This window comes from Streptomyces sp. A01 (assembly GCF_059026195.1).
In genome coordinates this window covers 1-16,041 of sequence record NZ_JBWLKN010000057.1, presented here as the reverse complement: position 1 = coordinate 16,041, position 16,041 = coordinate 1, and the positions used below count along the sequence as shown (strand labels likewise).

Below are 16,041 nucleotides of genomic sequence, written 5' to 3'. Positions count from 1 at the left end.
ATTCGTGAGGAGCTGCTGCGGGTGCTGGCCGATGTCCGGCCGGTGTCGGGCGAGGTGCCGTTCTACTCGACGGTAGAAGGCGAGCCGGTCGATACGACTGGGCTGGATGCCGCGTACTGGGTGCGGAATCTGCGCCAGACCGTGGAGTTCGGGCGCACCACCCGTGCCCTGCTCGACCACGGCTACAGCGTGTTCATCGAGTCGAGTGCCCACCCCGTCCTCACCATGGCCATCGGTGAGACGGCGGAGGCCGTCGGCACCGAGATCGTCGCGACGGGGTCGCTGCGCCGCGACGAGGGCGGGCCCGGCCGGTTCCTCGCGTCCGTGGCCGAGGCGTACGCGAGTGGTGTGCCCGTGGACTGGTCGCCGGTCACGTCCGGAGCCCGCACCGTGGAGCTGCCCACCTACGCCTTCCAGCGCCAGCGCTACTGGATCGAGTCCGGCGAGGAGGAGGCGACGGCGGCCCCGGCACCCGGGGATGAGGCCGAGGCCGGGTTCTGGGCCGCCGTCGAGCAAGAAGACCTGGCCCACCTCACCGACACCCTTCAGGTGGACCCGGAGCAGCCGCTGCGTGCCGTGCTGCCCGCCCTGTCGTCGTGGCGGCGGCAGCGCAGGAAGCGTTCCGAGGTGGACTCCTGGCGCTACACCGTGGCCTGGCATCCCGTACCGGACCCGGCCGCCCCGGCCCTCACCGGCACCTGGCTGGTGGTCGTGCCCACCGTGCACGCCGAAGCGGCGGCGGTACGGGGGACGCTGAGCGCCCTGGCGGCACACGGCGCCGACGTGGTCCGCCTCGACGTCGAAGCGCCGGACGCCGACCGGGCCAAGCTCCTCGCCCGGCTCGGCGAGTTCGCCGGTGACGGGCACGGCCTGAGCGGCGTGCTGTCCCTGTGGCCCCTCGACGACACCTCCCCCCACCCCGACCACCCCTCGCTGTCCGCCGGGGTCATGGGCTCACTCGCCCTGCTCCAGGCGCTCGGGGACGCGGAGATGAAGGCGCCGCTGTGGTGCGCCACCCAGGGCGGAGTCGCCGTGGACGCCCAGGACCCACGCCCCAGCCGTATCCAGGCGCAGATCTGGGGGCTCGGCCGGGTCGCGGCGTTGGAACAGGCCGCGCTGTGGGGCGGCCTGGCCGACCTGCCCGAGGACGCCGACGACGCGGCGCTGACCCGGCTCGTCGCCGTGCTCAGCGGCCTCGACGGCGAAGACCAGGTCGCCGTGCGCCGCTCGGGAATGGTCGCCCGCCGAATGGTGCGCGCCACGCTCGGCGACGCCAGGCCGGTCCGCGAGTGGCAGCCCCGTGGCACCGTCCTCATCACCGGCGGCACCGGCGCCCTCGGCACGCTCCTGGCCCGCTGGCTCGCGGAGAACGGGGCTGAACACCTGGTCCTCACCAGCCGCCGTGGCCCCGAGGCACCCGGCGCCACCGAACTGGAGCAGGAGCTCACCGCGCTGGGCGTGCGGGTGACCATCGCGGGCTGCGACATCTCCGACTACGACGACCTCGCCGCGCTGGTGCGCCGGGTCGAAGCCGAAGGACCTCCGATCCGCGCCGTCGTGCACACCGCCGCCCACATCGACCTCGGCCCCCTGGACAGCGCCAAGCCCGCCGACTTCGCCGACGCGTTCGCCGCCAAGGTCGAGGGCGCCGAACACCTGGACCGCATCTTCGACCAGGACACCCTGGACGCCTTCGTGCTGTACTCGTCGATCGCCGCGTTCTGGGGCAGCGGCTACCACGGCGCGTACGCGGCGGCCAACGCGCACCTCGACGCCCTGGCCTACCAGCGGCGGGCCCGTGGCCTCGTCGCGACCTCCGTGGCCTGGGGCGTATGGCGGCCGGTGGACATCAAGGAGAGTTACGCGGCCGAGCGGATGGCCATCAGCGAGCGGGCGCAGGCGCAGGGCCTGCCGTTCCTTGAGCCCGATCTCGGCATCGCCGCGCTGAAGCAGTCGGTCGACAACGACGACACGTTCGTCGCGCTCGCCAACATCGACTGGGAGCAGTTCGTCTCGCTGTTCACCATGGCACGCCCCACCCGGTTGCTCGACGCCCTGCCCGAAGCCGTCCGCGTCCTGCGCCGACTGCGCGAAGCGGCCGCCGAGGACGCGGCCGACACCACCGGCTCCACCGCCCTGCGGCAGCGGCTCGCCCCGCTGCCCGAGGAAGAGCGCGACAGAATCCTGCTCGACCTGGTCCGCACCCACGCCGCCGCCGTACTCGGCCACGACACGACGGAGGAGGTGAAGCCTGGCCAGCCGTTCAGAGACCTGGGCTTCGACTCGCTCACCTCGGTGGAGCTGCGCAACCGCCTCGGCAAGGCCACGGGGCTGCGCCTGCCCGCCACCCTCGCGTTCGACCACCCCACACCGAACGCGCTGGTCGGCCTGTTGCGCGGCGAACTCCTCCAGGAGACCGCCGCCACCGCGGAATCCGTCCACACCGACATCGACCGGATGACCGCGGCGCTGGCCGAGATCACCGTGGACGACCTCGGCCGGGCGGCGATCACCGAGCGGCTCCAGGCCCTGCTGTCCCAGTGGACCGGCAGCCAGGTGACGGTGAGCGCGGCCGAGGACACCTCGGTCGCCGGAAAGCTGGAGTCGGCGACCGACGACGAGATGTTCGCGTTCATCCGCGACGAGCTAGGACGGTCGTGATGGTGTGACCACCCTTCCGGCCTGACCCGGCCCGCAGCCGATTCCCGCCTTTCCTCCGGCCTTTCGCACGGCACCGCGCCAGCGACATTCGTACGAGTCCGTACGGGCCCGCACGGAAACTCCCGTACGGCATTCCGTACGGCATTCCGTACGGCATTCCGAACGACACTCCGAGCGGTACGAGGAAAAGACGGGACACCTCGACTTACCCACTTTCGTGAACAATTCCGTAGGGGAACCCAGTGGCTAGTAAAGAAGAGACGCTCCGCGACTACCTCAAGTGGGTAACGACCGACCTGCACGAAACAAAGCAGCGGCTGCGGAACGCTGAGGAAGCCGCGAACGAGCCGATCGCCATTGTCGGAATGGCCTGCCGCTTCCCCGGCGGCGTGGCCTCGCCCGAAGATCTGTGGCAGATGGTGGACGAGGGCGCCGACGCCGTCTCGGGGTTCCCCACCGACCGGGGCTGGGACCTGGAGGACCTGTACGACCCGGACCCGGACGCCCCCGGCAAGAGCTATGTCCGGGACGGCGGATTCCTCTACGAGGCCGCGCAGTTCGACCCCGACGTGTTCGGGATCTCCCCGCGTGAGGCCGTCGCCATGGACCCGCAGCAGCGGCTGCTGCTGGAGACGACGTGGGAGGTGTTCGAGCGCGGCGGCATCAGCCCGGGCAGCGTGCGGGGCAGCCGCATCGGCACCTTCATCGGCTCCAACCGGCCCGACTACTTCACCGACCTCGCCACCGCCCCCGAGGGCCTGGAAGGCCACCTGCTGACCGGCAGCAACGCCAGCGTGGTGTCGGGCCGCATCGCCTACACCTTCGGCCTTGAGGGCCCGGCCGTCACCCTCGACACCGCGTGCTCGTCGTCGCTGGTGGCGCTGCACCTGGCGTGCACGGCGCTGCGGCAGGGTGACTGCTCCATGGCGCTGGCCGGCGGCGTCGCCGTGCTGTCCAGCCCGGGCGGGTTCATCGCGTTCAGCCGCCAGCGGGGCATGTCACGCGACGGCCGCTGCAAGGCGTTCGGCGCCGGGGCCGACGGTCTCGGACTCGCCGAGGGCGTGGGCATGCTGCTCGTGGAGCGGCTGTCGGACGCCCGCAAGAACGGGCATCAGGTGCTGGCTGTCGTGCGGGGCTCCGCCGTCAACCAGGACGGCGCCAGCAACGGACTCAGCGCCCCCAGCGGCCCCGCCCAGGAACGGGTCATCCGGCAGGCACTGATCAACGCCAAGCTCTCCGCGGGCCAGGTCGACGCGGTCGAGGCGCACGGCACCGGAACCCCGCTGGGCGACCCCATCGAGGCCCAGGCGCTGCTGGCCACCTACGGCCAGGGCCGCCCCGCCGACCGGCCGCTGTGGCTCGGCTCGTTCAAGTCCAACATCGGGCACGCGCAGGCCGCCGCCGGTGTCGCCGGGATCATCAAGACCGTCATGTCGCTGCGCAACGGCGTGCTGCCGAAGACGCTGCACGCTGAAGAGCCCTCGCCGCACATCGACTGGTCGGCGGGTGCGGTGTCGTTGTTGACGGAGGCGCGGTCGTGGCCGGAGCGGGGTGAGCCGTGGCGTGCGGGGGTGTCGTCGTTCGGGATCAGTGGGACGAACGCGCATGTGATCTTGGAGCGGGCGGTGGAGGCGGAGGAACCGGCTGCGGAGTCGGTGAACGGGCCAGCTGGTGCTGGTGCCGTGGGTGTGGTGGGTGTGGCTGGTGTGGTGCCGTGGGTGGTGTCGGGGAAGAGTGTGGGTGCGTTGCGGGCGCAGGCGGAGCGGTTGCGGGTGTTTGTGGGGGAGCGGCCTGGGTTGGGGTTGGTGGATGTGGCGGGGTCGTTGGTGGGTTCGCGTGCGGCGTTGGAGCACCGGGCTGTGGTGGTGGCGGGTGGTCGGGAGGAGTTGCTGGGTGGTTTGGAGGCGGTGGGGCGGGGTGAGGCGTCGCCGGTGGTGACGGTGGGGGTGGCGCAGCAGGGTGGGAAGGCGGTGTTCGTCTTTCCGGGGCAGGGTGCTCAGTGGGTGGGGATGGCGCGGGAGTTGATGGATTCCTCGCCCGTTTTCGCCGACTCGATGCGGCAATGCGGGGAAGCTCTGGCGTCGTTCGTGGACTGGGACTTCGGCGTTGAGCTTGAGGGCTCGCTGGAGCGCGTGGACGTCGTGCAGCCGCTGTCCTGGGCGGTGATGGTCTCGCTGGCCGCACTGTGGCGGTCCTTTGGTGTCCGACCCGCTGCCGTGGTCGGGCATTCGCAGGGTGAGATCGCGGCCGCCGTGGTGGCCGGTGGGCTGTCGGTGGAGGACGGGGCGCGGGTTGTCGCGCTGCGTTCGAAGGTGATCCGGGAGCGGCTCGCGGGTAAGGGCGGGATGGTCTCGCTGGGGCTGCCCCGTACGGAGGCGGAAGCCCGTATCGCCGCGTTCGACGGCCGGGTGACGGTCGCGGCGGTGAACGGTGCCTCGTCGACCGTCGTCGCCGGTGAGCCGGGCGCGCTGGACGAGCTGGTCGCCGGGTGCGAGGCCGAGGAGATCCGCGCCAAGCGCATCCCCGTCGACTACGCCTCCCACTCGCCGCAGGTGGAGTCCATCCGCGACGAGCTGATGAGCGCCCTCGACGCCGTCGCACCGCGCGCGGCGACCGTGCCGTTCTACTCGACGGTGGACGGCGCGCTCATCGACACGACCGGTCTCGACGCCGCGTACTGGGTACGGAACCTGCGCCAGACCGTCGAGTTCCAGCAGGTCATCTCCGATCTGATCGAACTCGGCCACAAGACGTTCATCGAGTCCAGTTCGCACCCGGTCCTGGCGATGGCGGTCGGCGAGACCGCGGAGCAGGCCGGTGCCGGAGAGGTCGTCGCTGTCGGATCGCTGCGGCGCGACGAGGGCGGGCTCGACCGGTTCGTACGGTCGCTCGCCGAGGCGTACGCGCACGGCGTGGACGTCGACTGGTCCCCGGTGCTCACCGGGGCCCGCACCGTCGAACTCCCCACCTACGCCTTCCAGCGCGGCCGCTACTGGCTCCAGGCACGCGACCCGGCCGCCGCCGACCCGGCCGCGCGGCCGCAGGACGCCTACGAAGCGCGCTTCTGGGAAGCCGTCGAACAGGAAGACCTCCAGAGCCTCGCCGACACCCTGGCGATCGACGGCGAGCAGCCCCTGTCCTCCGTCCTGCCCGCGCTGTCCGCCTGGCGGCGGCAGCAGCGCGAGCGGTCGGTCCTCGACTCCTGGCGCTACCAGCTCAGCTGGCAGCCGCTGCCCGCCCCGTCGGGCCCCACCGGCTCCGCCCTGTCCGGCACCTGGCTGCTGCTCGTACCGGGAACCCCCGACGGAGCGGACGCCGTGGGCGGCGGCGCGACCCAGGACGCCGAAACCAACGGCCCGGGCACCCCCGGCGCCGACACCTGGCTGACCGGCTGCGCACGCGCCCTGGAGCGCGCCGGAGCGCACGTCATGCGGGTCCGGGTGGACGCCGGAGCGCCGCGCGAGGACCTGGCGCGCGTGCTGCGCACCGTCGTCACCGACGCCGCCGCGACCGGTCACGGCGGCGAGGCCATCGCGGGTGTGCTGTCCCTGCTGGCCTTCGACGACGCCCCGCACGCGGAGTTCCCCGAACTGACCACGGGGACGGCCGGTACGGTCGCGCTGCTCCAGGCCATGAGCGACACCGGCCTCGACGCACCGCTGTGGTGCGCCACCCAGGGCGCGGTCTCGGCCGCCGACTCCGACCCGGTGACCAACCCGGCGCACGCCCCCATCTGGGGCCTCGGCCGGGTGGCCGCCCTGGAGTACCCGCAGCGCTGGGGCGGGCTCATCGACCTGCCCGCCGAGGTCGGCGAACGGTCGCTGCGCTCCCTCGGCTCCGCCCTCGCCGGAACAGCGGGCGAGGACCAGATCGCGGTCCGGCCCGCGGGGATGTCCGCCGCCCGCCTGGTGCGCGCCGCTGCCGACGAGCGCCCGCTGGCGCCCGGCTGGCGCCCCGCCGGTACGACGCTGGTCACCGGCGGCACCGGGGCGCTGGGCGCGCACATCGCCCGCTGGCTGGCGCGTAACGGAGCCCCGCACCTCGTCCTCACCAGCCGCCGCGGCCGAGGCGCCCCCGGCGCGGCCGAGCTAGAAGCCGAACTGACCGCACTGGGCGCCGGGGTGACTTTCGCCGCGTGCGACGCCGCCGACCGCGACGCCGTCGCCGCCCTGCTCGCCGAGATCCCCGCCGAGCGCCCCCTCACGGCCGTGTTCCACGCGGCCGGAGTCCTCGACGACACCATCGTCGACTCGCTCAGCCCGCGGCGCGTCGCCGGAGTCGTCCGCCCCAAGGCCGAGGCGGCCCGCCACCTGCATGAGGTGACCCAGGGCCTGGACCTGTCCGCTTTCGTGCTCTTCTCCTCGTTCGCGAGCGTGTTCCCCAGCATCGGCCAGGCCAACTACGCGGCGGCCAACACCTACCTGGACGCGCTCGCCCAGTACCGCCGCGCGAACGGCCTGCCCGCCACCTCCGTGATGTGGGGCTCCTGGGGCGGCGGCGGGCTCGCCGACGGTGCGGTGGGCGACCGGCTGCGCGCCGAAGGGGTGCCCCCGATGGCGCCCGAACTGGCCGTCGCCTCCCTGGAGCGGGCACTCGGCACCGGCGACACGGTCCTCGGCGTCATCGACATCGACTGGGCCAAGATCGCCCCGACCGCCGTAGCCGTACGCCCCTACCCCCTGATCACCGGCGTGCCCGAGGTGCGTCGCGCCATCGAAGCGGCCGCCACCCCCAGCGCACGGCCCACCGACGCCGCCGACAACTCCTCCGAATTGGCCCAGCGCCTCACCGTGCTGAGCGCCGCCGACCAGGACCGCGAACTCCTCACCCTGGTACGCGCGCACGCGGGCGCGGCCCTCGGCCACCCCGACCCCCAAGGCGTCGACCCGGAGCGGGCGTTCAAGGACCTCGGCGTCGACTCGCTGATCGCTGTGGACCTGCGCAACCGGCTCAACACCGCGACCGGCCTCAAGCTCCCCGCCACCCTCGTCTTCGACCACCCCACGCCGCACGCCCTCGCCCGGCAGTTGCGTCAGCAGCTCCTCGGCGCCCAGTTCGAGGCGAAGGCGGCGACCGTCGCCGCCGCCGTCACCGACGACGAGCCGATCGCCATCGTCGGCATGGCATGCCGCATGCCGGGCGGTGTGATGTCGCCGGAGGAGCTGTGGCAGCTCGTCGCCGAAGGCAAGGACGCCATCTCCGGCTTCCCGACCGACCGTGGCTGGGACATCGACGGACTGTACGACCCGGACCCCGACGCCGCCGGGAAGTCCTACGTCCGTGAGGGCGGATTCCTGTACGACGCCGCCGAGTTCGACGCGGGTTTCTTCGGGATCTCGCCGCGCGAGGCGCTGGCCATGGACCCGCAGCAGCGGCTGCTGCTGGAGACCTCCTGGGAGGCGCTGGAGCGGGCGGGCATCGCCCCGGCCAGCCTCGAATCCACCCCGACCGGCGTCTTCGTCGGCGCCGGTCACCGCAGCTACATCACCGACCTCCAGGGCCTGCCAGAGGGCGCCGAGGGCTACATCATGACCGGCAACGCCTCCAGCGTGCTGTCCGGCCGCGTCTCGTACACCCTCGGCCTTGAGGGCCCCTCCGTCACGGTGGACACGGCATGCTCGTCGTCGCTGGTCGCCCTGCACATGGCCGCGCAGGCGCTGCGCAGCGGCGAGTGCACGATGGCCCTGGCCGCAGGCGTCGCCGTCATGCCGAGCGCCGAGGTGTTCGTGGAGTTCAGCCGCCAGCGCGGGCTCGCCCCCGACGGCCGGTGCAAGGCGTTCGCCGCGGGCGCCGACGGCACCGGCTGGTCCGAGGGCGTGGGCGTACTGCTCGTCGAGCGGCTGTCGGACGCCCGCAAGAACGGGCATCAGGTACTCGCGGTCGTACGGGGCTCCGCCGTCAACCAGGACGGTGCCAGCAACGGCCTCACCGCCCCCAACGGGCCCTCACAGCAAGGCGTGATCCGCCAAGCGCTGGCCAACGCGGGCCTGTCAGCCTCCGACGTGGACGCCGTCGAGGCGCACGGCACCGGCACCCCGCTGGGCGACCCCATCGAGGCCCAGGCGCTGCTGGCCACCTACGGCCAGGACCGGGACCCGGAGCGCCCGCTGTGGCTTGGCTCCGTCAAGTCCAACCTCGGGCACACCCAGGCCGCCGCCGGTGTCGCCGGGATCATCAAGATGGTCATGGCGATGCGCCACGGCGCGCTGCCGAAGACCCTGCACGCCGACGAGCCCACCCCCGAGGTCGACTGGTCGGCGGGCGCCGTCTCGCTGCTGACGGAGACCCGCCCCTGGGAGCCGACGCACGGCACCGTACGCCGCGCCGCCGTCTCCTCCTTCGGCGTCAGCGGCACCAACGCGCACGTCGTGCTTGAGCAAGCACCCGCGGACGAGGCAAGCAACGAATCGGCGGAGCCGCAGCAGCCCGCCGAACCGTCCCTGCCGCTCGTCCTGTGGCCGCTGTCCGCCCGTGGCCCCGAGGCACTGCGCGCACAGGCCGCCCGGCTGCTGGCCCACGCCGAGGCCCGCCCGGAGCTCTCCCCGGCCGCCATCGGCTCATCCCTGGCCGCCTCCCGTGCCGACCTCAGAGACCGTGCTGTGGTGCTGGGTGCGGGGCGTGCGGAGCTGCTGGCGGGGCTGGCGGCGCTGGTGGAGGGTGTGTCGGCTCCGGGTGTGGTGACAGGGCAGGTGGGGTCTGGCCGGGTGGCGTTGTTGTTCGGTGGTCAGGGCAGTCAGCGGTTGGGTATGGGGCGTGAGTTGTACGGGGTGTTCCCGGTGTTCGCGCGTGTGTGGGATGCGGTGGTGGGTGAGTTGGGTGGGGTGTTGTCCCGTCCTTTGGGTGAGGTGGTGTGGGGTGGGGATGCGGGGGTGTTGGAGCGTACGGAGTTTGCTCAGCCTGCGTTGTTTGCTTTTGAGGTGGCGTTGTTCCGGTTGGTGGAGTCGTGGGGTGTGTCGCCGGATGTGGTGGCGGGGCATTCGGTGGGGGAGATCGCTGCCGCGCATGTGGTGGGTGTGTTGTCGCTGGCGGATGCGTGCCGTCTTATCGCGGCGCGGGGTCGGTTGATGCAGGGGTTGCCCGCTGGTGGGGTGATGGTGGCGGTGGAGGCGTCGGAGGCTGAGGTGTCCGAGGCGCTGGCCAACCGGACAGACGGCGGCTCGGTGGGTGTAGCGGCCGTCAACGGGCCCACGTCCGTAGTGGTTTCCGGGGCCGAAGAGGCGGCGCTGGGGCTCGCCAAGGCGTTCAAGGCCCAGGGGCGGCGGGTGAAGCGGTTGCGGGTGAGTCATGCGTTTCATTCGCCGTTGATGGAGCCGATGCTGGCGGAGTTCCGGGATGTGGTGTCCGGTCTCACCTTTGGTACGCCCGCGTGTGGGGTGGTGACCTCGGGTGGCACGGTCTCCGGTGACTGGAGTGACCCGGAGTACTGGGTGCGGCACGTACGGGAGCCGGTCCGTTTCCTTGATGCGGTACGTGCCCTGGAGGCGGAGGGTGCTGGGTTCTTCCTGGAGATCGGTGCCGACGGGACGTTGACCGCCATGGCGCAGGAGTGTGTGGCTGCGGACGGGGATGGGGCGAACGGGGCGGTGCTGGTGCCGTCGGTGCGTAAGGACCGCCCCGAGGACCGCACCGCCGTCGAAGCCCTCGCCCACGCCCACGTGAGCGGCGTCGCCGTGGACTGGTCCGTGGTCTTCCCCGAGGGGGTCGGCACCGTGGATCTGCCGACGTACGCCTTCCAGCACGAGCACTACTGGCTGCGGCCGACCACCGGTCGGGGCGACGCGGCGTCGATCGGTCTCGGCTCCGCCGACCACCCCCTCCTCGGCGCCGCGGTCAGCCTCGCCGACGGCGGCGGCGTGCTGCTGACGGGGCGGCTCTCGCCGCACACCCACCCGTGGCTCGCCGACCACTCGGTGGCCGGTGCGGTGCTGCTGCCCGGTACGGCGTTCGTCGAGCTGGCCGTACGGGCCGGGGACGAGGTCGGCTGCGGCCGGATCGACGAACTCACCCTCCAGGCCCCGCTGCTCCTGCCCGAACGGGGCGGCGTCCGGCTCCAGGTCACCGTGGGAGAAGCCACTGACGCGGGCGCGCGCACGGTGCAGGTCTTCTCCCGCCCCGAGGCCGCCGACGACCACGAGCCGTGGACGTGCCACGCGACCGGCGCCCTCGTCCCCGCCGAGGGCAATGCCCCGGCCGACCTGACGGCCTGGCCGCCGCAGGACGCCGAGCCGGTGGACCTGACGGGCTTCTACGAAGGGCTCGCCGAGGCCGGGTCGGTCTACGGCCCGTACTTCCAGGGACTGCGCCAGGTGTGGCGGCGCGGCGACGAGGTGTTCGCCGAGGTCGCGCTGGACGCGGTGGACGAGGCGGCCAAGTTCGGGCTGCACCCGGCCGTACTGGACGCGGCGCTGCACCCGATCGGGCTCGGCGGACTGCTGCGCACCAGCGGGCAGTCGGTGCTGCCGTTCGCGTGGGCCGGGGTGGAGCTGTACGCCTCCGGGGCGGCCTCCGTCCGCGTACGGCTGTCGCCTTCGGGCCCCGACGGGGTGTCCGTGACGGTCACCGATGCCATGGGCGTACCGGTCGCCACGGTCGACTCGCTCGTCCTGCGGCCGGTGTCGGCGGGGCAGCTACGCGAGGCGCGGGGCGGGGTGCGGGACTCCCTGTACCGCGTCGACTGGGTCCCCGCGCCCGGCGAGGCGACGGAGCGGGACCCGGGCCGGATGCTGGTGCTCGGTCAGGACGCCCCCGACCTCGCGGCGCTGACCGGCGAGCTGCCCGATGTCGTCGTGGCCCGGGTGCCGGTGACCGACGACGTGCGGGAAGCGGTGAACGGCACGCTGGCGCTCGTACGCGAGTGGCTGGCGACGGAGCGGTTCGACGGCGCCCGGCTCGCCGTGATCACCCGCACGGGGCTGCTGTCGCACGCCGCTGCCGGTGGCCTTGTGCGCTCGGCGCAGTCGGAGAACCCGGGCCGCCTCCTCCTCATCGACGTCCTCAGCGGCACTGACAGCGGCACTGACAGCGGCACTGACAGCGGCACTGACGGGGCCACCGACAGTGGCACCAACGGAGCTGACGGAGCTGACGGGTCCGACGCGCCGCTCCCGGCCGCCGGTATCGCGGCGGCCATCGGCTGCGGCGAGCCGCACACGCGGGTGCGCGGGCGTGAGGTGCTGGTGCCCCGCCTGGCGCGGGCGGCCACCGGTGGGCCATTGGTCCCCCCGGCGGACGGCGCCTGGCACCTGACCGTCCAGGGCCGGTCCGGCACGCTGGACGACCTGGCCCTCACCCCGCACCCCGAGGGCCGCAGGCCGCTCGCGGCGGGGGAGGTGCGCGTCGCCGTACGGGCCACCGGGCTCAACTTCCGCGACGTACTGATCTCCCTCGGCATGTACCCGGGGGACGCCCCGCCGCTCGGCAACGAGGGCGCCGGAACCGTACTCGAAGTCGGCGCGGGGGTCGACGGCTTCGCCCCCGGAGACCGGGTGCTCGGCCTGCTCCCCGACGCCATGGGCCCGTACGCCATCACCGACCAGCGGCTGCTGGCTGCTATGCCCGTGGGGTGGTCGTTTGAGTGTGCGGCGTCGGTTCCGGTGGTGTTTTTGACGGCGTGGATGGGGTTGGTGGATCTGGCGGGTGTGGGGCCGGGTGATGTGGTGCTGGTTCATGCTGCCGCTGGTGGGGTGGGGATGGCGGCGGTGCAGTTGGCGCGGTTGCGTGGTGCTGTGGTGTTCGCGACGGCGAGTGAGCCGAAGTGGGAGGTGCTGCGGGGGCTGGGGGTTGATGAGGCTCGTATCGCGTCGTCGCGTTCGCTGGATTTCAGGGACCGGTTCCTGGCGGCTACGGGTGGTCGTGGTGTGGATGTGGTGTTGAACTCGCTGGCGGGTGAGTTCGTGGATGCTTCGTTGGCGTTGATGCCGCGGGGTGGCCGGTTCCTGGAGATGGGCAAGACCGACATCCGCGAGCCCGCGGCCGTCGCCGCCGACCACCCCGGCGTGACGTACGACGCCTTCGACCTCATCACCAGCGGCCCCGACCGGATCGGCACCATGCTCACCGACGTGGTGGAGCTGCTGGCGCGGGGTGAGTTGTCGCCGCTGCCGGTGCGGTCGTGGGACGTACGGCGGGCACCGGAGGCGTTCCGGTACGTCAGCCAGGCCAAGCACATCGGCAAGGTGGTGCTGACCGTGCCGAGCGGCTGGAACGAGCACGGCACCGTGCTCGTCACGGGAGCCACCGGCACCCTTGGCGGCCTCGTCGCCCGGCATCTGGCCACGGAGCACAGCGTCCGCCACCTGCTGCTGACCAGCAGGCGCGGCCCGGACGCGCCAGGCGCCGACGAACTCCTCGCCGGGCTCCGCAAGTCGGGCGCGGAACCCGAGCTCGTCGCCTGCGACGCCGCCGACCGCGACGCGCTGGCCGCGACCCTGGCGGCCATCCCCGCCGACCGCCCGCTGACCGCCGTCGTGCACGTCGCCGGTGTCGTCGACGACGGAGTGATCGGCTCACTCACCCCCGAGCAGGTGGAGCGGGTGCTGCGGCCCAAGGTGGACGCGGCGCGCAACCTCCACGAGCTGACAGCGGGGCTCAACCTGGCCGCGTTCGTGCTCTTCTCCTCCATGGGCGGCGTCCTCGGCGGCGCAGGACAGGGCAACTACGCGGCCGCCAACTCCTACCTCGACGCGCTCGCCCAGCACCGCAGGGACCAGGGCCTGCCCGCCGTCTCGCTGGCCTGGGGCCTGTGGGAGGAAGCCAGCGGCATGACCGGCAAGCTCGGCCGGGAGGACATGGCCCGTGTCAGCCGGTCCGGCGTCCAGGCGCTCACCTCGCAACAGGGGCTCGCCCTGTTCGACGCCGCCCTCGCCACCGATGAGCCCGTGCTGTTGCCCGCCAGGTTCAACCTGGGCATGTGGCGGGCCCGGGCGGCGACCGAGGAAATCCCCGCGCTGCTGCGGGGCCTGGTGCGCGCCCCGCAGCGCCGCACGGCGGGCGCCGCCCCGGACACCACCGGCGCCGCCGCGCTGGCCGGGCGACTCGCACGGGCCTCCCGGGCCGAACGCGAGCGCGTACTGCTCGATCTCGTACGCACCCACGCGGGCACCGTCCTCGGCCACACCTCCGCGCAGGGCGTGGACACCGAACGCCCCTTCCGAGATGTCGGCTTCGACTCGCTCACCGCGGTCGAACTGCGCAACCGGCTCGGCGCGGCCACCGGCCTGCGGCTCCCCGCAGCAGTCGTCTTCGACCACCCGACCCCCGCGGCCCTCGCCCAGCACCTGGCGACGGAACTGGCCACCGGGGAAGAGGCCGAGGGCATCGGAGACCACCAGGGGGAGGCGGAGTTCCGGCGCGCGCTGGCCGCCCTCCCGATGTCCACGTTCCGCGACGCGGGCGTCATGGACGCACTGCTGCGCCTCACCGGTCTCGACGACGGCTCCGCGTCCGCCACCGGCGACGAGAAGGCCGACGCCGCGTCCATCGCGGCCATGGACGTCGGCGACCTCGTCCAGATGGCGCTGCGCAAGAACGAATCCTGAAGCGACCCGGAGCGGAGCCTGTTATGAGCACACCCACCGAAACCATCGTCGAAGCACTCAGGGCATCGGTCACCGAAGCCGAACGGCTGCGACAGCAGAACGAAGAACTCGTCGCCGCGCAGCACGAACCCATCGCCATCGTCGGCATGGCCTGCCGCTTCCCCGGCGGCGTCACGTCCCCCGAGGACCTGTGGCAGCTCGTCACCGACGGCGCCGACGCGCTGTCCCCCCTCCCTGCCGACCGGGGCTGGGACTTGGCGGCCCTGACCGACCCCGACCGGGCCACCCACGGCACCAGCTATGTGAGCGACGGCGGATTCGTCCACGACGCCACCGAGTTCGACGCGGGCTTCTTCGGTATCTCGCCGCGTGAGGCGCTCGCCATGGACCCGCAGCAACGGCTGCTGCTGGAGACCGCGTGGGAAACCCTGGAGCGGGCGGGCATCAGGCCCGACGCGCTCAAGGGCAGCAAGACCGGCGTCTATATCGGCGCCGGAGCCCCCGCGTACGGTCAGGACCTGGACGAACTCCCCGAAGACGTCCAGGGCTACACCCTCACCGGCCTCGCGACGAGTGTCGTCTCAGGCCGCGTCGCCTACACCCTCGGCCTTGAGGGCCCCGCCGTCACCGTGGACACCGCGTGCTCCTCGTCCCTGGTCGCCCTGCACCTCGCGGCCCAGGCACTGCGCCGCGGCGACTGCACCCTGGCGCTCGCCGGCGGCGTCACGATCATGGCGAGCCCCGGTGTCTTCCAGGAGTTCAGCCGCCAGCGCGGGCTCGCCCCCGACGGCCGGTGCAAGGCGTTCGCCGCGGGCGCCGATGGCACCGGCTGGTCCGAGGGCGTGGGCGTACTGCTCGTCGAGCGGCTGTCGGACGCCCGCAAGAACGGGCATCAGGTGCTCGCGGTCGTACGGGGCTCCGCCGTCAACCAGGACGGCGCCAGCAACGGCCTCACCGCCCCCAACGGTCCCTCACAGCGCCGCGTCATCCGCCAGGCGCTGGAAGACGCCAGGCTCGGCCTGCACGAGGTGGACGCCGTCGAGGCGCACGGCACCGGCACCCGCCTCGGCGACCCCATCGAGGCGGAGGCGCTGCTCGCCACGTACGGCAAGCGCGCCCCGGAACAGAACCCCAACCCGCTCTGGCTCGGGTCCATCAAGTCCAACCTCGGCCACGCGCAGGCGGCGGCCGGGATCGGCGGCATCATCAAGATGGTGCTGGCGCTCCGTAACGGCGTACTGCCCAAGACGCTGCACGTGGACGAGCCGTCGCCGCACGTCGACTGGTCGGCGGGCGCCGTGTCGCTGCTGACCGAGGCCCGCGCCTGGCCGGAGACCGGCCACCCGCGCCGCGCGGGCGTGTCCTCGTTCGGCATGAGCGGCACCAACGCACACATCATCCTGGAGCAGGCACCGGACCCGACCACGGAGCGACCCGCCCCAGCCCAAGCCGCCCCGGACGGCCCGGCCGTCAGCGGCCCGCTGCCCTGGCTGCTGTCCGCGAAGACCACCAAGGCCCTACGCGACCAAGCCACCCGGCTCCGTGCCTACGTCGAAGGCAACCCTCACATCAGCGCTGCCGACGTGGGCTACTCCCTGGCCACCACCCGCACCGCCCTCGAACACCGCGCCGTCGTCATCGGCGACGACCGTACGGGGCTGCTGCGCCGCCTCACCGCCCTGGCGGACGGAGACGAGTCGCCAGGTCTGCTCCGTGGCTCGACGGCGAGCGGAACGTCCTCCCAGCCGGTCTTCGTCTTCCCGGGGCAGGGTGCTCAGTGGGTGGGGATGGCGCGGGAGTTGATGGTGTCGTCCCCGGTGTTCGCGGAGTCGATGCGCCGGTG

Annotated in this window: 3 protein-coding genes; all 3 read left to right on the top strand. The window is 72.8% G+C overall.

What is annotated here, in order from left to right:
* Positions 1-2,661, top strand: a 2,661-nt coding sequence (locus AC5P1B_RS35230) for an SDR family NAD(P)-dependent oxidoreductase (RefSeq protein WP_493892107.1), incomplete at its 5' end; no start/stop codon positions are given.
* A gap of 242 nt (positions 2,662-2,903) precedes the next feature.
* Entirely contained in the window at positions 2,904-14,198 is an 11,295-nt protein-coding gene (locus AC5P1B_RS35225) for a type I polyketide synthase (RefSeq protein WP_493892106.1), read from the top strand.
* Positions 14,192-16,041 (top strand): type I polyketide synthase (locus AC5P1B_RS35220; protein ID WP_493892108.1); only part of this gene is annotated, 1,850 nt, incomplete at its 3' end. The genes AC5P1B_RS35225 and AC5P1B_RS35220, both read left to right, overlap by 7 nt.